This window comes from Chitinophaga niabensis (assembly GCF_039545795.1).
Lineage (GTDB): Bacteria > Bacteroidota > Bacteroidia > Chitinophagales > Chitinophagaceae > Chitinophaga > Chitinophaga niabensis_B.
Map to the genome: position 1 here is coordinate 1,261,904 of NZ_CP154260.1, position 22,650 is coordinate 1,284,553.

The 22,650-nt window shown below is 46.1% G+C and carries 18 protein-coding genes; 9 read left to right on the plus strand and 9 right to left on the minus strand.

Annotation, left to right across the window (positions count from 1 at the left end; translation table 11 throughout):
* Positions 1-12 precede the first annotated feature (12 nt).
* Positions 13-792 (minus strand): helix-turn-helix domain-containing protein, encoded by a 780-nt coding sequence (locus AAHN97_RS05385; RefSeq protein ID WP_343306532.1) that lies wholly within the window; start codon positions 790-792, stop codon positions 13-15.
* An 84-nt stretch (positions 793-876) separates the two neighbouring features.
* Here AAHN97_RS05385 and AAHN97_RS05390 point away from each other — a divergent pair, with 84 nt between their 5' ends.
* Genes AAHN97_RS05390 through AAHN97_RS05405 form a run of 4 tightly spaced genes read left to right on the plus strand, consistent with a single transcriptional unit; the run spans position 877 to position 2,826 of the window.
* Complete coding sequence (locus AAHN97_RS05390; protein ID WP_343306533.1) at positions 877-1,365, plus strand: hypothetical protein; 489 nt, start codon at positions 877-879, stop codon at positions 1,363-1,365.
* A gap of 29 nt (positions 1,366-1,394) precedes the next feature.
* Positions 1,395-1,568: a hypothetical protein gene (locus tag AAHN97_RS05395; protein ID WP_159442255.1), complete on the plus strand. Its 174-nt coding sequence runs from the start codon at positions 1,395-1,397 to the stop codon at positions 1,566-1,568.
* 23 nt (positions 1,569-1,591) lie between these two features.
* Complete coding sequence (locus AAHN97_RS05400; protein WP_343306534.1) at positions 1,592-2,389, plus strand: hypothetical protein; 798 nt, start codon at positions 1,592-1,594, stop codon at positions 2,387-2,389.
* A complete protein-coding gene (locus AAHN97_RS05405; protein WP_343306535.1) occupies positions 2,386-2,826 on the plus strand; it encodes a DUF1772 domain-containing protein in 441 nt (146 codons plus the stop codon). The genes AAHN97_RS05400 and AAHN97_RS05405 overlap by 4 nt, the downstream gene beginning before the upstream one ends.
* On the opposite strand, the gene AAHN97_RS05410 is transcribed toward AAHN97_RS05405, so the two are convergent.
* Positions 2,820-3,803: a GlxA family transcriptional regulator gene (locus AAHN97_RS05410; RefSeq protein WP_343306536.1), complete on the minus strand. Its 984-nt coding sequence runs from the start codon at positions 3,801-3,803 to the stop codon at positions 2,820-2,822. The genes AAHN97_RS05405 and AAHN97_RS05410 overlap by 7 nt on opposite strands.
* 121 nt (positions 3,804-3,924) lie before the next feature.
* Between AAHN97_RS05410 and AAHN97_RS05415 the strand changes: the two genes are divergently transcribed.
* From AAHN97_RS05415 to AAHN97_RS05425, 3 genes are all read left to right on the plus strand, one after another.
* A complete protein-coding gene (locus tag AAHN97_RS05415; protein WP_343306537.1) occupies positions 3,925-4,086 on the plus strand; it encodes a hypothetical protein in 162 nt (53 codons plus the stop codon).
* Positions 4,087-4,125: 39 nt separating this feature from the next.
* Positions 4,126-5,280 (plus strand): DUF3095 domain-containing protein, encoded by a 1,155-nt coding sequence (locus AAHN97_RS05420; RefSeq protein WP_343306538.1) that lies wholly within the window; start codon positions 4,126-4,128, stop codon positions 5,278-5,280.
* A 115-nt stretch (positions 5,281-5,395) separates the two neighbouring features.
* Positions 5,396-5,890, plus strand: coding sequence for a hypothetical protein (locus tag AAHN97_RS05425; RefSeq protein WP_343306539.1), 495 nt, complete (start codon positions 5,396-5,398; stop codon positions 5,888-5,890).
* A 53-nt stretch (positions 5,891-5,943) separates the two neighbouring features.
* Here the strand turns inward: AAHN97_RS05425 and AAHN97_RS05430 are convergent, their stop codons facing one another.
* Entirely contained in the window at positions 5,944-7,155 is a 1,212-nt protein-coding gene (locus tag AAHN97_RS05430) for an MFS transporter (RefSeq protein ID WP_343306540.1), read from the minus strand.
* A gap of 73 nt (positions 7,156-7,228) precedes the next feature.
* Positions 7,229-7,507, minus strand: coding sequence for an ArsR/SmtB family transcription factor (locus AAHN97_RS05435; protein ID WP_074239359.1), 279 nt, complete (start codon positions 7,505-7,507; stop codon positions 7,229-7,231).
* A gap of 92 nt (positions 7,508-7,599) precedes the next feature.
* On the opposite strand from AAHN97_RS05435, the gene AAHN97_RS05440 reads away from it, so the two are divergent.
* Positions 7,600-8,544 carry a proline dehydrogenase family protein gene (locus tag AAHN97_RS05440; RefSeq protein ID WP_343306541.1) on the plus strand — a complete coding sequence of 315 codons (945 nt, stop codon included), beginning with the start codon at positions 7,600-7,602 and terminating at the stop codon, positions 8,542-8,544.
* An 18-nt stretch (positions 8,545-8,562) separates the two neighbouring features.
* Entirely contained in the window at positions 8,563-9,963 is a 1,401-nt protein-coding gene (locus tag AAHN97_RS05445) for an arylsulfatase (protein ID WP_343306542.1), read from the plus strand.
* Between the two features lie 6 nt (positions 9,964-9,969).
* Here the strand turns inward: AAHN97_RS05445 and AAHN97_RS05450 are convergent, their stop codons facing one another.
* The 5 genes from AAHN97_RS05450 to AAHN97_RS05470 are packed head-to-tail and all read right to left on the minus strand — an operon-like array spanning position 9,970 to position 22,639.
* Positions 9,970-10,716, minus strand: a complete 747-nt coding sequence (locus AAHN97_RS05450) for a LytR/AlgR family response regulator transcription factor (RefSeq protein ID WP_343306543.1) — start codon at positions 10,714-10,716, stop codon at positions 9,970-9,972.
* Positions 10,716-13,835: a ligand-binding sensor domain-containing protein gene (locus tag AAHN97_RS05455; RefSeq protein ID WP_343306544.1), complete on the minus strand. Its 3,120-nt coding sequence runs from the start codon at positions 13,833-13,835 to the stop codon at positions 10,716-10,718. The genes AAHN97_RS05450 and AAHN97_RS05455 overlap by 1 nt, the downstream gene beginning before the upstream one ends.
* 1 nt (position 13,836) lies before the next feature.
* Positions 13,837-15,156: an IPT/TIG domain-containing protein gene (locus AAHN97_RS05460; protein ID WP_343306545.1), complete on the minus strand. Its 1,320-nt coding sequence runs from the start codon at positions 15,154-15,156 to the stop codon at positions 13,837-13,839.
* A 19-nt stretch (positions 15,157-15,175) separates the two neighbouring features.
* Positions 15,176-16,687, minus strand: a complete 1,512-nt coding sequence (locus tag AAHN97_RS05465) for a fibronectin type III domain-containing protein (protein WP_343306546.1) — start codon at positions 16,685-16,687, stop codon at positions 15,176-15,178.
* A gap of 18 nt (positions 16,688-16,705) precedes the next feature.
* The gene (locus tag AAHN97_RS05470) at positions 16,706-22,639 is read right to left on the minus strand and encodes a carboxypeptidase-like regulatory domain-containing protein (protein ID WP_343306547.1); all 5,934 of its coding nucleotides are present in this window, start codon (positions 22,637-22,639) and stop codon (positions 16,706-16,708) included.
* Positions 22,640-22,650: the final 11 nt, after the last annotated feature.

Sequence of the window (22,650 nt, forward strand, 5' to 3'; positions counted from 1 at the left end):
TAGTGCAGGAATTTAAAATTGTATGTAATTAGCCCATTCTTTTGGCCGGAAGCCGGTGTAGGTTTTGAATGCCCTGATAAAATGGCTTTGGTCAAAAAAGCCGCAATGATAAGCCAGTTCCGTAAGGGACATGTCACCCTGCTGCATGAGGTCCACTGCTTTTTCTACTCTCAGTTTACGCAGGTATTCTCCCAATGTGCAGCCAAAGTAACGGGGGAAGTATTTGGAGATGGTTACCGGGTGAATATTGAGCTGGGCAGATAGTTCATTTAAAGAAAATGATTCATTCCATCGATCGTGCAGCAGGTCACTTAGCCGCGTTATCCAGGGCGGGGTGTGTTGGGATGTTTTGTTGCTGAACAACTGCAGGAGGGAAGTTTCGATGGAGGCCTGGCTGCAGGTGTCCGCCAGTTTGCTTTCCCGGTAGATCTTCAGAACAGAGAGTCTGAGGCCCGGGGAGTGTTGCAGATCAGTGAATTGTAATTGGTGCCGGGTTAGAAAATCCCCTTCAATTTCAAGATTGATATTCCGGGAAGGGTGTTGGGTATGCATGTTCCGGTGTAATTCCCCTTCGTTATAACGTAAAACAGCCCCCGGAGCGGCCATGATCTCCTGTTGTTTCCTTTGTTCCCGGTTACCACCCCTGAGGATCAGCGTAATATGGTGGTTTTCATGGTAATGCCAGCCCTCAAATACCTTTTGCCGGTAGATGGTTTCACTCACTGTGAGGCCTCCTGTGCTAAAATTATGCACATTAGTACCCAGGTATTGTGATCTTTCCAGCTTCAGCATACTGTAAATATAGGCAAAGTATAGGATCCCCCTATTTTGACCCTATGTGAAGCCTATGTCAGATATATTCACTACCTTTGCTTCATGGCAATAATAGATAACAATTCTATCATGAAAGGCGCCCAGGGCACCTTTGGCAGAGAAGTGGTTTTCCGGCAAAGGAACGGGAAAACGGTGATGTGCAAGCTCCCGAAGCCCTATCCGCCCAAAACGGCTACCCAGGTGGCTAACCAGGAGCGTTTTGCCAAAGCGAATGCATTTGCCAAAGAAGCCATCGCAGACCCCGTAAGGAAAGCACAGTACCAGAAACGTGCCCAAAACGGCCAATCTGCCTATAATGTTGCCTTTAGTGATGCTTTTCATGGAGCTGAGATCACCGGGGTGAACGTTTCCGATAAAGCGGTGACCGTGAAGATGAAAAATGACCATAGCGTAAAAGAAGTACTGGTAGACGGGGAACCGGCGGTTTTTAACAAGAAGAAAGAGGTGTGGGAATACCCGGTGAAAAAGAAGGCCCGCAGGGTAGAGGCGTATGACCTGATGGGGAATGTATACACAAAGGACCTTACCTGATTTTCCGATAAATTCATTAACTTTACGATATGTCAAATGCAAAAATTTCAAAAAAGGCAAGGATCGTGCTGAGTAACAGCCAGGTTTCGGCTGCTATTGCAAAGGCGATCGTAGCCAGTGAGATGAAGTCCGGGGTGTCCGGCCGTAATCTCTCTGTGACCATTGATGCCGAGAAAAAAATTAATGTCAGACTGAACTCCTAGGAGTTTGCTGAAATGCCATATCCATGAACGTTGCCCTTAGCGCGGTACTTATCTTCATTCTCCTCATTCCGCCACTATCCTTATATCTTTCCTATTCATTCGGTCGATTTCCTAAATCAGGTCCCAAATTCACTTTACTGGAAGGTCTAATGGCTTCCGCCGTTTTTTCTTTACTGATACATGCCGCTGCCGTTCTGTTCATTTCAAAAGAGATCCGTTTTGATATACTCGCTTTAATTTCCGGAGGCGATCTCAAATCGTTTGATACAAAGATCTCCAATACGGCATTTAAATCCCTGCTCACAGGCTTTGCTTTTTATAACCTGGTATTGCTGCTGAGCTGTATTGTATTAGGCCGTGGATTAAGATGGCTGGTGATCAGGTATTCCCTTCATTCCAGGTACGAATTGTTCAGGTTATATAACCGGTGGTATTACTACTTTAACGGGTACAAACCGGAAGGGGAAGATTTTGATATCATCTTTGTAGACGCGCTGGTGAGAGTGCAGGAAGGCACTATGATCTACTCCGGCTTCCTGGTGGATTTTGATTGTGAAGGAGAAGTGCTGAACCAGATCTACCTGAAGAATGTGATCAAAAGGGATTTTAAGAAACAGGAAACAGGGGAGGACGGTAATCAGCGAATGATCAATGAGCCCGGTGAGCAGAAAAATATCGAGGGGCATAGTTTATGTATCCTCTATGAAAATATCATCAACCTGAATATCCATTTCGTATCCTACCCGGATGAAGAAAGTGAATTGGAGGAACTGACCACACAGGTATCAGAAAACCCTGATCAGTTAAAATTGTTTTCATGAAAACGCTTACAAGGTACATCGCATTAATAGCAAGCGGATTGCTGGCCGGGTCTTTCTTTTATGGTTATGTGAACCTGGTACCTGCTTTTTATGAAGTGCCTGTGAATATCCATCTCATTTTCCGGGTACAGCTCATGAACCATAATGGCATTACGGTACAGACGCTGATGGGTTTTTCCATTATTGCACCTTTGGTGTATGCATACCTGTTCCGGAGTAAGTTTGCGTTTGTTGCGGCTGGCCTTGCATTGACTTCCTTACTGGTAACAAGGTTCGGGAATGTGCCTATCAATCAGCTGATGAGAACCTGGCCGCCGGATGCGCCTCCTGCAAACTGGCAGGATATACTGCACACCTGGGATAACTTTAACCTCCTGCGTACTGTTGCCGGCATAGGATGTTTTATTTCAATGCTGATCGCAGACCGTACTCAGTAATTTTCATTCACCGCTGCATCTTTGTTATACTTATTCCTGTAATCGATGGGCGCCAGGCCGGTGATCTTTTTAAAGAGGTCGCGGAATGCTTTGGTATCCGCATAACCCACTTCATACATTACTTCATTGATGGTTTTACGGCCGGATTCCAGTGATTTTTTCGCAAGTTCTATCTTCACCCTTTGCTGGTATTCAATGGGCGTATTACCGGTTGCTTTGATGAAACGGCGGTCGAAGTTGCGCCTGCTGATAGCAAGACTGCTGGCCAGTTCGTCCATGGAGATCTTATCGGAGAGATTACTTTCCAGGTAAGTCTGCGCTTTGCGGATCTCTTCATCCGCATGATCTTTCTGCCCGTTGAAAATGGTGAAAGGGGATTGGCTGCTACGGTCTATATCTACCTGGAACACTTTTGCACAGAATACAGCAGTTGCCCTGTCGTAATACTTTTCGATGAGGTATAAGAGCAGGTTCATGAAAGAAAAAGCGCCCCCGTTGGTATAAATCCCCTGTTCGTCTGTGATTATTTTATCCGTTTGCAGATCTACATCCGGGAAGAGTTCTGCAAATTTGCCGGCTGCATTCCAATGGGTGGAGCAAACCTTACCTTTCAGTAACCCAGTGGAGGCAAGCAGGAAAGCGCCTGTGCAGATGCTTGCTATTTCTGCACCCAGTTTGTGTTGTTGCTTTATCCAGTCAATGGCTTCCTTATTCCTGGCCATTACGCCGGGGATATTGTTATGGGCGAGTGCAGGTATAATGATCAGGTCTGTTTTTTCAATATCCCGGATATGGATCTGTGGGCGGATGGCGAATAAACCATCATAGAGGTCTACCACATCCGTGACGCCTGCGAGCTGTACTTTGAATACTTCTTTTTTATAATAGGCATTTGCCTTGGTGAAAAACTTATAAGCCCCTACTACGCTGGTTAAGTTATCCTGTCCTTCGGGTACTAAGATGGTGAGCGTTTTCATGGAAAATCCGTTTGAAACAAAGTTAGGGCATAGTTTTGGCCAAATTGCCCCGGTGTATTGTCTTTTTAGCCCCCTTTCCCTGGTTTTGCGGCCTTTATTTTTGTATAAAAGGAACCATCTTATGACAACAACAGATTACAGGAGCAGCCTGGCAGTTCAGGCTTCAGCGGAAGTTATTTTTTCAGTCCTTACCACAGGTATTGCTGCCTGGTGGTCAATAGACTATAGTGGCGCAGCCGCAAAAGTGAACGATGGCGGAGCAGGCAGTCCTTATAAAGCTTAAAGACACATGTATCCGTAATTTATCTTAAATTTCGGATGCATGTCTGATAACAACGAACAGTTCTATTCCAGGTTGCCGGTAAACCGCATTGCACTCAGTGATCTTTTAACTGAGGACCATTTATTTTATAATGTGCCGGAGAACTGGCATGTTATCATCACAGACATTAAAAACTCCACTTCAGCCATACAGAACGGGCTGCATCAAAACGTTAACCTGATTGCCACAGGAAGTATTGTGGCTGTACTCAACATCAGTTATAAGGCAAATATCACCATCCCTTTCTTCTTTGGAGGGGATGGGGCTACTTTCATTGTACCACCTGCTGTTGTAGATACTGCTATGCGGGCATTGCAGTTGTACCGGAAGAACATACTCCGGGATTTTAATCTTGAATTACGTGCAGGCACCGTGCCGGTTAAAGCCATTTATGCTTTAGGGCATGAACTGAAAGTAACAAAGTTCAGCAGCTCAGGGAACTTTGCCATCCCTGTTATATTAGGCGATGGCCTGAACTATGCAGAGAAAGTGATAAAGGGAGAAGATTACCAGTTGGGTGAACTGGAGGCGCCTGATCATGAGCTGGACCTTACGGGTATGATGTGCAGGTGGGATAAGATCAAACCACCTGAAATCAATTTTGAAGTTGTGACCTTACTGGCTATTGCGGCAGAGGGAACTAAACAATCCACGGCTTATAAAAAAGTGATCTCAGCTATTGATGAGATCTATGGCATGCCACAGAAAAGGCAACCCATATCAGTTGCAAAGCTTAAACTGAAATCCACTTATGCAGCTATCAGGCAGGAAATGCGGATGAAGTCCGGCAATGTGAAGATGTTTAAGCTGATACAGGATTGGTTCACGGCTTTGCTGGGGTTCATTTACTTCCGGACGCAGAATGGAAAGAATTACCTGAACCGTTTGGTAGAGATGTCTGATACATTGGTAGTGGACGGTAAGATCAATACGGTGATAACCGGTATGGCGCAGCAGCGTTTGCTTTTGCAGGATGCGTTAAATGCATTGGAGGAGGCCGGAGAGATCAGGTATGCGTTATATGTCAGCAGTGAGTCTGTAATGTCCTGTTACGTGCGTGATCTGAAAGATGATCATATTCATTTTGTGGACGGGGCAGAAGGCGGTTATACGAAAGCGGCGGGTGTGCTGAAACTGAAGATGAAGAAAGTATAACTGAAGTTGAAGGAAATATAGTATTCTTCGATAAAAGGGCATGTTAATTGTTCCCTTATCAGATCAAAACTTTTGTGTTATGATCTACCCACGTTTATTATTAAGTTGTTTATGTATGGCCGTTCTGGCTTGCAACAACAGTAACCCGCAGCAAACTTCCAGTACTTCCATTCCGGCAACAGAAGATACCCTGGCGCAAATGCCGGGCAGTGGCGCTAAATCTTCTGTGAGCACAGATGATCAGTTGTTTGAAACAGCCTTTGGCAGCTTTAAAACAGCTGTAGAGCAGAACAGTGAAGAGTTGTTGAAAGGTATGATGCATTTCCCTTTGCAGACATCAGACGGGGAGCTGAGTGATGCGGATTTTCATTCGAAATACAAAGAAGTATTTAATGCAGATGTGAGGAACTTAATACCCAAAGCGGGAGAGGGGCATACAAAGGAAGTAGCTGCCAGTAACCAGGAAACTTATTATACACAGCTGCGCAAAACAACAGACAAAGATGCCAAGCTGTTTGAAGTGCATACTGCACAAACAGGCAACCACTTTGTTTTTGTGTTTGGCAAAGTGCAGGGCAACTATAAGGTAGTAGGATATTATTCAAAATAAAAAGTTCCGTGAAAACCTTTGCAGGTCTTCACGGAACATACACACTGTTTCACTTAGTCCCTCGCAAGCTCAAGCACAGGTTCTTCTTCCAATTCTGCTTCTTCTGTTGTTTCTTCTTCCACTTCCTGCGTAACTAATTTCCGCACTTTCACAAAGGTTAATCCAAAGGCTACGGCAAACAGGACGATACTGATCCAGATCACCTGTTGAATGCCATAATGGATGATCATAAATCCACCTAATAAGGAGCCTAATGTTACACCTGCGTTCCCGAAAGAAACCATCAGGCTGGCTGCCAGTTCCGTTGCTTCAGGCGCTTCGGATGTAGAGCGCGTCTGCCCGATTAAGAACCCGCCGGTATGGATGAATCCCCAGATGGATATGATGATAGCCATGGGTACAAATAATCCGCCGAAAGCATAGGCCAGGAGATGTACTGCTACCAGCGAAAGCAGGAATACCCTGGTGGTAAGGATCACATTTTTACTTAAGGCAATCCCTGTAAGCCAGTTACCAACGATACCGGTGGTGCCGAACAGTAACAACATGAGACTGATGTGACCTCCGCTCATATGAGAGATCTTTCCTAAAAATTCCGCGAGGTAACCAAAGGTGGCAAACATACCAGCGATCATGATCAATGTAGCAACCAGGTTTACCCAGAGCTGTGGTTTGCCTAATATTTTTAACTGGTTTTCCGGTGTTACATTTTCCTTTACCGGCATAGAGGGGATGTAAGCCACCAGCCCTGCAAAGGCGATCAGGTTAATGAGCCCTGAAAGGTAAAAGGAGGCCTGCCAGTTATAAAGTTCTGCCACATAAGTGGTGATGGGAACGCCTAACACAGCAGCTACACTCAATCCGCCTAACACAACAGACACTGCTTTGGGGGCGTCTTTCGGCTCTACCTGTTTAGAGGCCGCCACGGTAGCTACTGCCCAGAAAACAGGATGCAGGAATGCAGGTAAGATCCGTGCAATCATCAACACCGTGAAATTAGGTGCGAGGGCAGACATGATATTGGATAACACAAAGATGCCCAGCACCAGGCACATCATCAGCTTACGGTTGATCTTTGATGTGAGCATTACGGAAAAGGGCCCCGTTAATGCAATCGTTAAAGCAAAGCCGCTCAGCAGCCATCCCGCTGTATCAATAGAAACAGCAAACTCTTTGGCGATGGTTGGCATAATTCCTATCACGCCAAATTCTGTGGTAATAATACCAAATGCGCCAAGCGCCATAATATAGATCGACTTCTTCATAAATTCAAACATTCAAATGTTTCGATGTTTTGCATCGCAAGTGATTAAATTGGGTTCTTCTCAGAGGTCTATATTAGCATTTCAGTGCGCTAAGAAATTTAATGTAATCATCCAGGACGGCCTGGTTTAATAAGTACTTCAGGTTTCGTCCTTCTTTTTCAGGAATGAGAAGGTCCGCGTCAACCAGTTGCTTCAGGTGATGAGAAATGGAGGGTTGGGCCAGGTCAAGAAAATCGTGTACTTCGGTGCAGTATAAACAGTCGTCTTTTTTCTTTTTGAACTTCTCGAGAATAGCAATTCTGCTTGAGTCACTCAAGGCTTTAGAGATCTTTTCAAACTTTTTACTGTCCATACTTCCTCATTTACAATGCAAATATAAATAGATATATCGAAATGTATAAATCTTTTTTTAGTTGCTTGATTTTCAGCTAACTTAGGAGGGCTATGTTACACAAAGAACTCATGGACCAGGCTGCTGCTGCATTACGCAAAGCGGCTTTAAATGAAGATGCCAAAGCTTACCTGCTTGCCAATCAGGAATTGAACGGCTTATTTAAGAAAGGGGCTAAAAGGTATCTTGGCGGAGATGATCTGCTGGAATCAATTTCAACCCTTAAAGCATTAAATGCCCGCGGTTTTGCCTGTTCCACAGATTTTATGGGAGAAAGTATCCGGAAGGAAGAGGAGGCGAATAAAGCAACAGCCGAGTTCCTCCGGGTATGTGAGGCCATCGGTACACATGGATTGAACAGCAGTATTTCCCTGGACCTTTCGCACATTGGTTTGGTGATAGATAAAGAACTGGCGATGCAGAACCTGTCAAAGATCTGCGATGCTGCTGAAAAGATAGGGAAGGAAGTAGTGATCAGTGCGGAAGGAATTGACAGAACAGATAGTATCCATGAGGTATACAAAACACTCAGTGGAAAGTATCCTCATTTATGCATTACTGTACAGGCATATCTCTACAGGAGTAAAGATGATCTGATAGAACTGAAAAAGCTGCCGAATAAGATCCGGCTGGTGAAAGGGGCTTTTGATGTACCGGACCATGTTGCCTATAAAAGAGGCGAAGCGTTAAATAAAGTATACCTGGAATACGCATACGGGTTATTATCAACTGATCATCACTGCTCTATTGCCACGCATGATATCCTTATCCAGGAAGCTGTGAAGGAAATACTGCTCACCATTCAGCCTGATAAAGAAAGATATGAATTTGAAAGCCTGCTCGGTATTGAAAACGACCTTTTAGCAGCATTGAAGGAAGAAGGACATCGTTGCCGGATCTATGTTGTATACGGCCAGGAATGGTATCTCTACCTGTTGAACAGGGTGGCGGAATATCCGCCCAGCATATTCCAGGTATTGCTTGATATTATGACTTAAAATTGCTAATTATACTGTATGATCAGACAATTAGCAAGCCTCCTGATACTTACGGCAGCATATGCTCCCGCCGCAATGGCACAACAGCAAAAGCCGCCCAATATCATCTTCATCATTGCAGATGACCTGGGATATGGTAACCTTACTGCTTATAATCCAGCGCACAAAGTGCCTACGCCTAATATCGACAGGCTGGCAAAAGAAGGTATTAAATTCACCCGGTTCTATTCCGGCAGTACAGTATGTGCCCCCAGCCGCTGTGCTTTGATGACGGGGAAACACATGGGCCATGCTTATATCCGTGGCAACAGCCGTGAGCCTATCCGTTTGCAGGATACCACACTGGCCACCCGTTTGCGTAATAATGGATATACCACAGGCATGTTTGGTAAATGGGGATTGGGAGAGGAGAATACTACAGGGGCTCCGGAGCTGCAAGGCTTTGATGCTTTTTATGGTTACCTGAATCAAACACATGCACATCATTATTATACCAACCGCCTGTTTGAAATACAGCATGGAAAAACGGTAAGGGTTGAACTGGATTCCACGCAGTATACTGATGAACTGATCATACAGAAGGCCCTGAGCTTTATAGAGGATAACAGGAACAAACCCTTCTTCCTGTATCTTCCTTTAACGATCCCGCATGCGGAATTACATGCGCCCCCAGTTTTCATGAGACGTTATCAAAACGCAGATGGCAGCAGTAAACTGGGGCCTGAAACACCTTTTGTAACAGGTAACATAGCCAGTTATCATTCCCAGCCACAACCGCATGCCGCTTTTGCTGCCATGATCTCCAAACTGGATGATGATGTGGCGCGTGTACTGGCATTGGTGAAATCCCTGGGGATGGATGATAATACCTACATATTTTTCACGAGTGATAACGGTCCGCATAAAGAAGGTGGTGGAGATCCTGAATTCTTTGACAGCAATGGCCCTTTACGGGGAATTAAAAGAGATCTGTATGAAGGGGGCATCCGTGTACCGTTATTGGTAAGGGCACCGGGAAAAGTTCCGGCTAATGTTACCCGTAACGATATTTGGGCTTTCTGGGATGTATTGCCAACCCTGTGTAGTCTTACGAATACCGCTGTGCCTGCAGGGATCGATGGCATCTCTTTTACAAATGCCCTTAAGGGGAAAAAGCAGGTACAGCAACATGCATATTTATATTGGCAATTCAATGAAAAGCAATATAAAGAAGCAGTGGTGCAAGGGGATTGGAAACTGGTAAAAATTAAATCGAAAGGAGAACCCGGGGTAGTAGAGTTGTATAACCTGGCGAATGATATAGGAGAGCAGCATAACCTGGCCAATCAGCAACCCCGTAAGGTAAAGGAGCTAAGTGCATTGGCGGCGAAGTCGAAAACACCTGCGGAACTCAAAGCTTTTGATTGGAAGATCGAATAAAGGGTTTTATATCATTCCGCCCCAGATCTCCATGAATCCATCTTTCTTTCGCCGGGACAGTAATGCAAAATGCCCGTTCTGCATTTCAATCTGTCCGCCATCTCCTTTGATGTAACGTTTGATATGATGTAAGTTGATGATGAAAGAATGATGTGTGCGGAAGAAAATATCTGAGGGGAGTAATTCTTCAAATTCTTTCAGGGTGCGCGATGCGATCAGTTTGGGCGCATTGGTGAAATAAATAGTAGTATAGTTGCTCTGGGCTTCCAGGTGCACAATGTCTGTGGTATTAAAGAAGAGCATGCCTTCCAGGGTAGGGATGGCAATTTTATTCAGTTGTTGCCTGGTTTGCAGGTTCTGCTGTAATACTTCCAGCTTTTCGTTAGTATGTGGCTGCGATTGGGTGCCTGCTCTTTTAACAGCATTTCTGAGTTCTTCAATGTCTATTGGCTTTAGCAGATAATCAAACGCGGCATACCGGATGGCTTTAATGGCATATTGATCATATGCGGTAGTAAAGATCAGGTGAAAATTTTTCTCCGGCAGTTCCTGCAGCATGTCAAATCCATCCATGCGGGGCATTTCAATATCCAGGAAAACAATAGCAGGTTTCTTTTCCCTGATGAGTTGCAGACCTTCTATACCATCTGCCGCTTCACCGATCAGTTTTACATCCGGACAGTAGTCGTGCAGTTTTTCCCGGAGCGCGAGGCGCCCTTTTTGTTCATCGTCTATGATAATAGCTGTGAGCATCATTGGATCTTTAATAATACTTTTACAATGGTACCTGCTGCCTTTCCTTCTTTCTTCAGATCGGTCACCGATACAGAAGCATTTTCTTCATTATTGAAAAAACGGATCCTGTCACGGCTCATTTGCATGCCATAAGAGTTATCCTGCCTGCGGGTATTGCTTTTAAATGCCTCTCTGCCCACACCATTATCTTCTATCAGGTATTCGATATGGTCCTGCCGGTGAGAGATCCTGATAAATAACCTGCCTTCATTATCTGGCCTGTTCTTCAAGCCATGTATGATCGCATTTTCCACATAAGGTTGCACGATCAGGGCAGGCACTTTATAATCATCCTGTAACAGTGAGTCATCTGCTTCTATCTGCACGGTGAATTTGTTTTCATTCCTGAGTTGTTCCAGGTCTATATAAAGCTGTAATGTTTCCAGGTCTTTTGCCAGTGTTACCGTGTTTTGCCGGGAACTGTCAAGTATGTTGCGCAGCAGTTTGGCGAATTTATTAAGATATACGGTGGCGTGGTATTTGTCATTGCTTTGTATGAGGCCATCGATGCTGTTGATGCAGTTGAAAATGAAGTGTGGGTTCATTTGTGCACGCAGGGCCTGCATTTCTATCTCGGTCATTTTTTGTTTCAGGCCGGCTACACTCCTGATCCCTTTGATCCGCCGCTTTACCAGCCAGGTAATGATGGCTGCAGCTATTAAAATAGCAGCTGTTAACACCCACCATTTTTTCCACCAGGGATGCAGGATGGTGAAATGAATACTGGTTTCATTGCTCCAGATACCGGAATTGTTGACGGCTTTTATAGCAATGGCATATTCGCCGGGAGGGAGGTTCAAAAAACTGATCTGGCGCTGATTGCCAACCGGGATCCAATTTTTATGGTCTATGCGGTAAAAGTATCTGTTCAGGGGGCCATCGGAAAAATTGATGGCGGTAAAACCAAGACTGATGTCGTTCTGCGTATATGGAATGCGGTAGCTGGCCTGAATGGGCCAGGAGGTATTGCCGATGCGTACATCGGTGATCTTTAAGGAAAGTACAGGCCGTTGTGCCAGCAGGCTATCCGGGTTAAAGGAGCTCAGGTAATGTTGTGTGATAAAAAAGATCTTCCCGGAGCTGCTGTCGTACGCCATATTTGCTACTTTGGGTTCAGGCAGGGCATTGGGATACATGAAATTCATGAACTTATTCTCTTCCGGCAGAAAGCAGCTGATCCCATTGCTGGTGCCTATCCATAAACGGCCTTTGCTGTCTTCCGTCATAGTGGTTAATGAACTGGAAGGCAGGCCATCTGCAACGGTGTATTTTGAAAAAAGGCGGCTGGGGATATGATATCTGAAAAGCCCGTTTCCGGTAGCTGCCCAGAGTATAGGCCTGCGGTTGCAGAGCAATGCAAAAATTGAGGCATTGTCGAATGTTGAATAATAATCCTGCGGGATCAATTCAAAAGTGTTGGTATTCCTTTTCCAGCGGGCCAGCCCAACGCCATCTACATTTCCCATCCATAAATTGCTTTCGTTATCTTCTGCAATCGCATATGCATGACGGATAGGGAGCGGGTTACTGCTTTCTTTGGAGGGATAATGGCTGAAACTACGATCGGCCGGATCATAATTTGCTACGCCATTTCCAAAACCGATGCCCATCCATATTAGTCCTTTACTATCCCTGAAGGCATTGAGTACAGGATGCCGGTCCATCACATCGGGTTTGCCTTTTTCCTTCAGTATACCAAATGTGCGTGTGGCCTGGTGATACCAGCGCATGCCCGATTGGGTACTGAGCCATAAGGTATCCCTGGCATTTGACTGCAGGGCATACCAGGTGATATTTTCATAAGCATGCCCTTTAAGCACCACATGGTCCAGCGCGTTGAGGTCCTTTGAAAAGAGGAAAAAACCTGAAGGCGTAGAACTTAACCATACGGTATCATTCACGAATGAGATATTTTCCAGCTGCCAGTCAGTTGTATCAGTATCACAACTGATCGCAACAGACCTTATGCCTTTTGCAGTACCAACGGCCTTGTACAAACCATTTGTGCTGCCTACCCAAAGATTACCGTCTTTATCTTTTTTAACGGCAGTAATATTTATTTCCGGAAGATAGACGTGCAGTGGCTGGCCCGTAAATGATGGAGGAAGCAGTACAAAACCTCCTGATTGAAAAATAATGCCGCGAAGGTGATCCTCCACGTTTATGATCCTGGTCACTGTACTTTCTATCCGCCTGGATGAATTGCTGAATAGGAGCCTGGTAGCCTGGCGGGTTTGGTTAAGGGGGCTGAAATATATTAAACTGTCCGTCAGGAACTGTACAATACGCACAGCTCCATTTTCATCGATATTCCAGTAGGTGCTTATGGCATTATTGAGCGCACGTAATGGATGCTGGGGGAGTTGCTGTATTTTTTGCAGCGAATCTTTTTGTGGATTGTAGATGTAGAGCTCGCCTGTTTCGTCTTCCCTTTGAAGGCATGCCAGGATTTCATTTCCCTGCAATACGCCAATGTCAGAAACGTAGTTCATGCGCAACCTGTTATAGTCTTTTTCACTATAACCTCTGAATGTTTTCAGGACCTTTAATTCTGCATTCAAACAATATAATGTTGTTCTTGTACCTGCCCAGATATTTTTGTTGGCGTCAATGGCTAAAGCCCTGAAATTATTATCGCGGCTGAACATAAATGGTTTGCTGTTCACCAGGAAGTTCCTGAACTGAAGGGTGCGCGTGTTTAATAAAGCGAGGCCTGAAGAGGTGGCAATCACCAGGTGGTCTGCATCATAGTTCACGATGTTCTGAATGTGATTGCCGGGGAGGGAGTTTTTACTGCTGTCGTGAAAGAAATTCCTGAATGCGGTGCCATCATAACGGCTGAGCCCGTTTGTGGTGCTGAGCCATAGGAAACCTTCTGCATCCTGTACGATGGCGGTGATGGCTGCATCCGGTAATCCGTCTTCCAGTCCCAACCTGCTGAAACGCAGGCTGTCCGCCTGCGCCATCAGCGTTTGGGTATACAATAAGGCCGTGATAAACAGGCAATACCGGTACATGCCTTTCAAGGGAATTCGTTTCCTGTAAATTACTGATAAATTGTTTAATGCTTTGCGCATGTTATTGCGGTGATATTTTCCTTACCCTGTAATTCCCGGAGTCTCCTACATATATATTGCCCTGCGCATCTACCACCACTGTGCTGGGGTCACTAAACCTGGCCTGTAATGCAGGGCCATCCGCATAACCTTGTGTGCTGCCGGCAATGGTGCTAACCGTGCCATCCGGTGTTATTTTCCGGATGCGGTGATTGCCTGCATCTGCTACATATACATTGCCCTGTGCATCTGCGGCAACTCCGCGGGGGCCGGAAAACCTGGCTGCTGCACCAACACCATCCTGGTAACCACTATTGCCACCGGCTAATGTAGTCACTACTCCGGCCGGTGTTATTTTCCGGATGCGGTCATTGCCATAATCGGCCACATATACATTTCCCTGTAGGTCCACTGCTACACCAAATGGTGTGCGGAACCTGGCGGCAGCTCCATTTCCATCAGCATTGCCAACGGTGCCATTACCGGCTATGGTGCTTACGCCACCGGCAGGAGGGATCATGCGTATACAGTTATTATCCATGTCCGCTACGTAAAGGATACCTTGTGTATTGATGGCTACTGACATAGGCCTGGCGAATTGGGCAGTAGTGCCGGTGCCATCTGTATATCCGGAAACGCCGGTGCCTGCTCTTGTGCTTACATTGCCGGCTGCTGCAATATAACGGATACGGTGATTGACCACATCTGCCACATATACCCCGGCAGATGTACCAGAGCCGGTTGCTGCTACGCCTAATGGATTATAGAATTGCGCTACGTTCTGTAAACCATCGGAAAAACCTGCAGTACCACTGCCTGCCATTGTACTTACTGCACCGGCAGATATTCTGCGGATGCGGTTATTATCTCCATCTCCTAAAATGATACTGCCGGAATAATCTATAGCAAGGCCCCAGACTGTACGGAACTGAGCTGTAAGCGCAGCACCATCTACATAACCCCGTGTACCGCTTCCTGCCACTGTGCTTACCACCAGGTTAGAACTGGGAGCATCTACATAGGTAAATACCGGGCCATCTGCTTCTTTGTTATGCACTTTTACATGTACAATTCCGGTGCCGGTCCTACTGTTCACGGTAACCATTAATACGGTGCTGGTGGAGGGGGAATCTACCTGAACAGGTACGCCGTTGATAGTTACGGTATGAAGGGAGGGTCTTAGGGAAAACCCACTGCCGTACAATCGTATCTGCGTGCCCGTTGTGCCGGACTTTGGTGCTATGCTGTCTATCACCGGCTGGGCAGGTGGTTCATCAAAAACATTTTTCCTGGCGCAGGAAAACAAGATGCCTGCTAATAAAAAAAGAACGATGCGGTTCATAAAAAGTATTTAAACGATGTTATTTTCTTCTGATAGCTTTTTCATCACTCTTCGGGCTTTCTGTCTGCAACTGTTTTATGCTGATGGCATATACATACAATTGTTTACTGATCACCTGCCTGTCTATATAGCTCCCTTCCCTGGAAGGGATTTCAGCTATTTTTTTAAAGGCATTTGTAGTACGCCTGTAGATAACGTAACTGACCTGGCTGGCGTTCCCGTTGGCAAAGGGAGGGATGCTGATCTCAATCCCGGCTGTCAGGTTCCGGATATTGAAGTCTGCGGGCGGATATGCAGCCGCATCATTGGTGACGGTTACTTCAGCCAATGTGGAAAGGATGCTCTGATTGTTGGATGCATCGGCGGCTGCACATCCATACTGATAAATACCGGGGGTAGCAATCGTGTCTGTGAAATAGGTGCCGGGTATAAGTTTGTTGCTTAGTGCTGTGAAATATTTGTCTCCTTTTTTTCTTCTGTAGAGCATATAGCCAATAACAGAAGCGTCTGACTTTGTTACATCATTCCAGTACAGTTTAATACCCCCCGGTGTTGTTTTGGTGATCAGCCCTGCCGGGGCTGTTACTATCCTTGCTTTCTGCGGCTGCATGATCAGCAGGTCTGAAGTATCCCCTCTGTGAAGGTCCATATCCACTGCATTGATCGCATAAACATAACTGGTGCCGGCTTCCGTATTTTTGAGAGAGTCTATGTACACCGTATCTCTTATGGCTCCTGAGATCACCTGCATATTTACTTTTGAAGTACCGCGCAGCACATAGTAGGCAAAGATGTTCAATTCGCTGTTGGGCAGCCAGTGAAGTTTCACATCACCGGCAGGCGTGAAAGATGCGGTTACACCTTGCGGCGCCGGGATATTCCGGGGCTTTGCATTGGCCAGTATGGTTATACGGGCTGGTGTAACCGCTCCACTTTGCTTCAGGTTAAACAGGACAGGAGTTAGGGTATAGTGATATTGGACACCGGGTAATATTTTTCTATCTATATATGCAGTTGCGCCGGGAGGTAAAGTATCTGCGATGATATAATCCTCTGTGGCGGAACGGGATTTCATCACCTGTATGCCGGTAAAATAAGCTTTGGCAGGCAGGGGAGACCATCGCAGGAGGATCCCGCCGAGTGTATCCGTTGCCGTTAAACCGTTAACAGTTTCGGTATTTAAAAGGCTGAGTGCTAACAGGTGGATGGTATCAGAAGCCGGGCCTGTTCTGCCAAGCGTATCTTCAGCACGCAGGAAAAGCGAAAACATCTGGCCTGGTTTTGTGGCCGTACTGTAAGTAACAAACGTAGTATCTTTTCTTACATACACAGGAAGAATGGCACTTTCAGCATATTTCCCGTTCTTGTCTGAAGCCCTGAATATTTTCGCAGAAACGGCATGGATGCCCGCAGTATACCAGGTGGCCATCAGAACACTATCTGTGGCCATCTTTCTATATTGCCTGAACTGCTGGGCAGACGCACGCAGTTGCAGAAAACAAAACAGTATCCAGATGATTATCCTGTACATATTTCTTATTGTTATAGATCAGAAACAAGGGGCACCGGTTCCTCCTGCGCGGGCTTTGAACCGCACACCTTCTCTTTCAGAAAAACCAAAATCAAGGGAAGCGGCCCCGCATACTTTAAATGAGCCGCCAACACATCCATCCGTAATGGTCACTATTTCATTACATCCCGGTTTGCAATTCCCAACTCCGAGACGTGCAGAAAAACTTGCCTCACCAGAGGCTACTGCTCCGAAATACCATCCCTGCGTATCATTCCTACTGCCTTCCACCATATAACAGAGACCAGCTGAAAGGCCCACGCAGGCAATTTTTGCCACACATCCTTCTATACCTGCATCAAACTTGCCCCCGAATTTTATCTGGAAAGCCATTTCTTCCAGGTTCAGCAGGAGGTTGGCCCTGTATTCAGAGCTGCACCACAATTTGGCGCTGGCAACAAAAAGATCAAATTCAAAAGGGCGGTCTTTGGGAATGCCTAACTGTGCACCGGCATTCACATATACACCTGAAAAGCGTTCCCGCATAAAATCTTCCGGTGCATATTCAAAGTAGGGGGAAATAATACCTCCGCGGGTTTTAGGATTTTTCAGGCGGATGGCCATTGCCAGCTCGCCATGGTTATTAATAAGCCCCAGCAGTTTAACACCTATCCTGCAGCCAAGAAAAGCAAACTCATCATCAGGTTTGGCGCTGATCACCAATGCACCTTCTATTTTCTGAGACATCAGGCCCTGCAGGGGCGACATTTCTGTATTGATCTGTATGGTGAAGGTTTTATCAGGGCCATCAAAGATCACTTCCGCATGCGCTGTTTTCAGGTAAGAAGCTACTTCCACATCTCCATATCCTTTCAGTATGCCTGCACTGCTCACGGTAAGTCCGAGAGGATTCACGGCTACCAGGGGCCCTGTACCGGCAAAAGAAAGTTTCCCTCTTACATCTACCTGGAATCCTCCGTTAGCACCTCCTTCTTTATAGGCAAAGCCACCGCCAATACCATCCAGCGTAACAGGGCCTCCTATGGGAACGGGTGGCAGGTTGGTAAAGAAGTCTGCTTTCAATTGTGTACCGTTGGCACGTTTGAAATACTCAAATTTTATGGAACCATTCACAGGTGTGCCAGGTATCCGTAAAGATCCATTACCGGAGAATCCTTCATGGCTGAAGGCTACCAGCGCATCCGTCTGCACAACAGGCACATCCAGTTTTACGCCCAGCTTTTCTATGGACCAGGAAGGGCCGGATGCAGTTGGTTTTATTTTCAGATCTGCTACTTCAAATTTCAGGAAATCGAGATCGGCCTTGAATGTGCCCTGTATACCAATAAAGGGTGTATTGTCTGTTGTATTGATGTAAATATTGCCAATGGAAAAACCGAAAGGCCCGATAGTGGTAGAATAGTTAGCCGGTACCTGCAAGCTGAAATCACCATTGGTCATTATTTCAAATGAAGGAACTTTAAATGACTTGTTCACTATGTCAACATTCACTTTGAAATTGGCTTTGCCACCTACACGGTAGACATTACTGTTCCCCAATCTGCTGAAAGAGAGCGGGCTTCCATCTGTGTTGATGTTGGCAACAGATAAGATGTTGATGCCACTTTCCGGAATGGAGAAACTACCTCCGAACATACCATCTTTGGCGATAGACAGGTTGGTGAAATTGATGTTCGAAGTTCCTGAACGGGGGATGGTCAGCGAGAGGGTGCCACCCAGCTTAAATCCATCTTCGTTGAAAAGCAGGTTATTGATGGCTGCTTTCCAACCGGCTATTTCAAGGGAAGGAAGTTGTTCTGTTTGAATTTCCGTACCTCCTACAGCCAGTGCGCGGTTGAGGAATAACCTGTTAAGGCCGATATTCATGGATTTCACCGGTCCCAATGCAGGTGTTGCAATGGTGCCTTTGAACTCTATGCCGTTGTTGTCTATTACAGCACCGTTGTTGAGGGCAATGTTAAAGCCATAAAGTTTACCGGCCGCTTTTGTTGCGATGATATATTTATCAGGCAGGGCAGGAGCTTGTGCAGCAGAGCTGAACACTATTATTTTATCAGCAGCAGCAAGCATTACCGGTACATTATCACTGATGCTCCATCCGCGATATCCCTGTATGGCGTTAAAGTCGATGCGTATATTACCACTTAGCTGTCCGGTTCCTCCGGCAGTCCGGGTAAAAGTGATCACCTCTTCGCCCTGCAGTTTTACAGGCAGGTAGCCGAATAACCGGAGAGATAAAGCCGTCATATCTGTTTTTACGGACTGGCCATCTGGTATGGCATTCCCTGTACCTGCTTCGAAACTTACTACCAGGTTGCTGAATGGGATCCGTAGTTTTTCAGCAATGCTGAAAACGGAGACATTCACCGGTTTCAGGTCTGTAAAAGCACCACTCCATCTTTCTTTTCCATTAGGGAGTGTTTCTACGGCAGAGAGTTCAATATTAAAGCCCAGCAGTTTGCCGTAATTCTTTCTTCCGTCTCCTCCTTTCAGCTCAAAGTTGATGGTAGTGCCGGCAGCTGGAATGACACTGGTATTATCCATGCCTACATAATTCTGTTTGCGTGCATTCAGGATATGTTCGCCGGCAGTGGTGTATAACACATAATTCCCCTGGGCATCTGTAACAGCAGAAAGGAAATCCTGGTCGTCTACAGCTATTCTTGCATCCCGCAGTGGCTGTCCGCCTGAGGTAACTCTTCCTGTTATCCGCACACCTTTTTTCAGGGAAATGGAGATCACTTCTTCCGTACCATTTTCTGTTAAAGCAAAAGTCCTTTGTTCCGGTACATACGTGGAATTGAGGGGAGGGGTTACTGTAATGGTGGTAGTACCGCCAAATCCTTCGTAATACCATTCGCCATTGTTATCTGTAACATGCGTAGTATCAAACAGGCTGATAACGGCGCCGGGTATACGGGTACTATTATTCAATTCATCCACAATGCGGAAGCGTACTTTGCCGCTGATCTTTGACAGATAGCCAATATCGCGGACGTCTACTGCAAATTTCCTTGGCAGTTCATATCCCGGTGTATTTCCGCTTACCGGCATTCCGAATGCAACGGCCAGGCTGGAGTTGAACTGTGTGGTTGTTGCGAGTGCACCGCCTTTGGTGTCTGCTGCAATACCAAACATGGCCGCGGAAAGTGTATTGCCCCTGGAAAGGGCTGCTTTTACGGTGGGGGATTCTGCAATGCGGCTCAGTGTAGCCTGTTGTTTTTGTACAACGCTTAAACTCTTCCATTGTGCCAGATAAGCCTGTTGCTCTTTGTTATTGCCGGTTAACTGCGGGATATTGATGGTAGCCTGTTTCTCTACAAAACCTTCTTTATCCAGCGTTACGGTATGGTTGCCAGGGTAGAGCTTGAACTGGAAAATGCCGCTTTCACCGGATGTACACAGCGTATTCCCTTTGAAATTAACCCGCACATTTTGCAGGGGCTGGCCCTTATCATCTACAATGCGCCCCACAACATCTGCTACATCGGCATCTACTGCAAAGTCTATTTGTTTGGAAATGCCTTTTCCTATGCTGGCGGGAACAGGATATTCTCCACCTGATTTCGGGCGCACAACAAATGTGCTGAACTCATAAGGTGTTTTGATCACCTCTACCAGGAAGGTTTTTCCAGCTTTCAATACAGGCAGGTTACTCACATAATATTGTCCCTGTTCATCCGTAGTAACCGTGAGGGCTTTGAAGCCATCAGGAATGGCAGGAGGGGTATTGATCACAGAAAAGGCGGATGTAGCCAGGTCTGCCATCATTTTATTATCGCTGGTTTGCTGAACAAGTATGGCCGGGGTGTATTTCATCTGGGATAGTGTAGTGGAAACATTTTGTTTATTGTTCACCGCGCTCAGATAAGCAGTGGCTTTTACCCCCGTCAGCCCTGTTGTAAGGAGGCCGGGAGCTTCTTTTTCTACATCCACCGTTTTATAAAGCATCCGCACAGTGGCTCCTTTTACAGGAACACTTCCCTGTTCATTCAGGAACAGGGCAACGGTACCTTCAATATGCGAAGGTTTGGTGTATAGTTCATAAGTAGCTTTGGCCTGTAATATTTTAGCGGAAGGTACCGGTGTATTCAGTACGGCGATGGTTGAATTAAGCGTGCGATAGCTGGCACTGGCGGGTATAATTTTCAGGTAGGTGTTACCACCGTAAAAGATCCTTCCTGTTCCCCAGGCTTCTATTTGAGCACGGAGCGAGGTTATTTTTGTTCCGGTAATGCTATCTCTTCCTATCTCTATCACTTTTCTCCCATCCACTGTGATCACCTGTTGCTTTTTGCCGCCAGCCTGGCCTTCATACAATAACCAGGGCCGTGTTTCCAGCTCTGTGGCGTCGCGGTATAGATGAACACCATAATTGCCTGCATCGGTATCATCACTTTCCTGGAAAGTTACTTTCGTGTAAAAGCGATAGGTTTTGGCCAGTAGCAGATAAGTTCCAATGTCTGCCGCATTTTTGTTCCGGATAGCGGAAGCGGGTATGCGGAAGGTGCTGGATTCAAAATCGCTTGTTTGTACGGATAATGTTAGTGTAGCATTGTTGCTGATATTAGTATAGGAAGGATGGAGGAATTGAAGGGTGAATATTCCGCTGCCATCTGTTTTACCGGTTGCCAGCAGGGTAGTACCGTTTTTTGCAGCGGGGTCCGCAATATTCAATGTAACATTCACACCTTCCAGTGGATACCTTTCTGCGGATGAGTCTACCGTAATATCTTCATACGTGCAGCTGGTGCTGCTGGCTCTTGCATCTGCCAGTACATCGGTGGGGAGGGATGGCAGGTATGCTATAGTGGTTACTTTTTTTAGTGTATTATCTGTATTGACGGCGAGCAGAGTATTCATTTTGATCAAGGGCGTGGTGGCTACCTGCTTTTGAAATGCATTGGTTGCAACATACGCTGTGGTAGTTGTTTTTTGTACAGCACTCACAACTTTCCCGGTGTACAGGCTATGATTTCCCTGTTCCGTTTTTTTGAATGTCCATAAAAGGCGCCCCTTAAGAACATTGGTGGCATATTCTGCAGGGGCTTGCGTATTGCCCTGTTGTGTTACTTCTTCTGCTATTTTCCCATAAGTGAACCGTATCACCTCACTACGGCCCTGGTTACGGAAGCTGGCACCTCCCATTGGATCTGTAGCAGTGATCATCATGGCATAACTGCGGCCTTCCTGCAGCTGGGGATATTGCATGGAATACAGTAATGCCGGTGTTCCCTGTACAGTGGTTTCAAAGAAAGGAGTGGGGGTGGACAGTATGGCATCGTTGGGGTTGCGGTTGTTGAATAATTCTACTATCCTGATACGGTAGCTTACAGATGGTGGTGCGCCGGGTGGGGTTGTCCAGCGCAATGCAATGTTCTGAACGGGATCTGCGGGTATGGAGGATTCGTTGAATGGGTTCAGGATCACCGGTGGTTCCAGTGTTGTAATGAAGAACACATTGCTGCAGCCAATAGGTTCTTCTTCAGACATGGGTTGAAATGTGCCGGCATGAAAAGCTCTCACACAAACCTGGTAACTACCCTCAGGTAATCCCTGTTCTCCCAGTATGGATGGTTTGATGTTATTGCTGCCGGAAGTATATACCAGGTAGTTGACATCAAACAGGTTGCCGGCCTCTATTGCGTTCAGGGTTTTTGTTTCCAGTGGTCTCAGTGCAATGGTGCCTGGCCGGTATCCTTTGGCAGTGCTTACTTTTACACCATTGTCTCCCGTTACGGTGCCGGTAAGATAAATGCTTTGATCAGTATTGGTGCGATTGATCAATGTAACAGTAACCAGGCCTGGTGTTGCCTGAAACTGGTAGACCTTGGTGGGGGAGGAACCGTTGGGCAAACGGTTTATCTGGATCCGCACACTGATCTCCTGCTGCGCTTTAACAGAAAGACTGCTGCACAACAGGATGAGGCTTATGTATACTGCAATTTTCATTATAACAATAG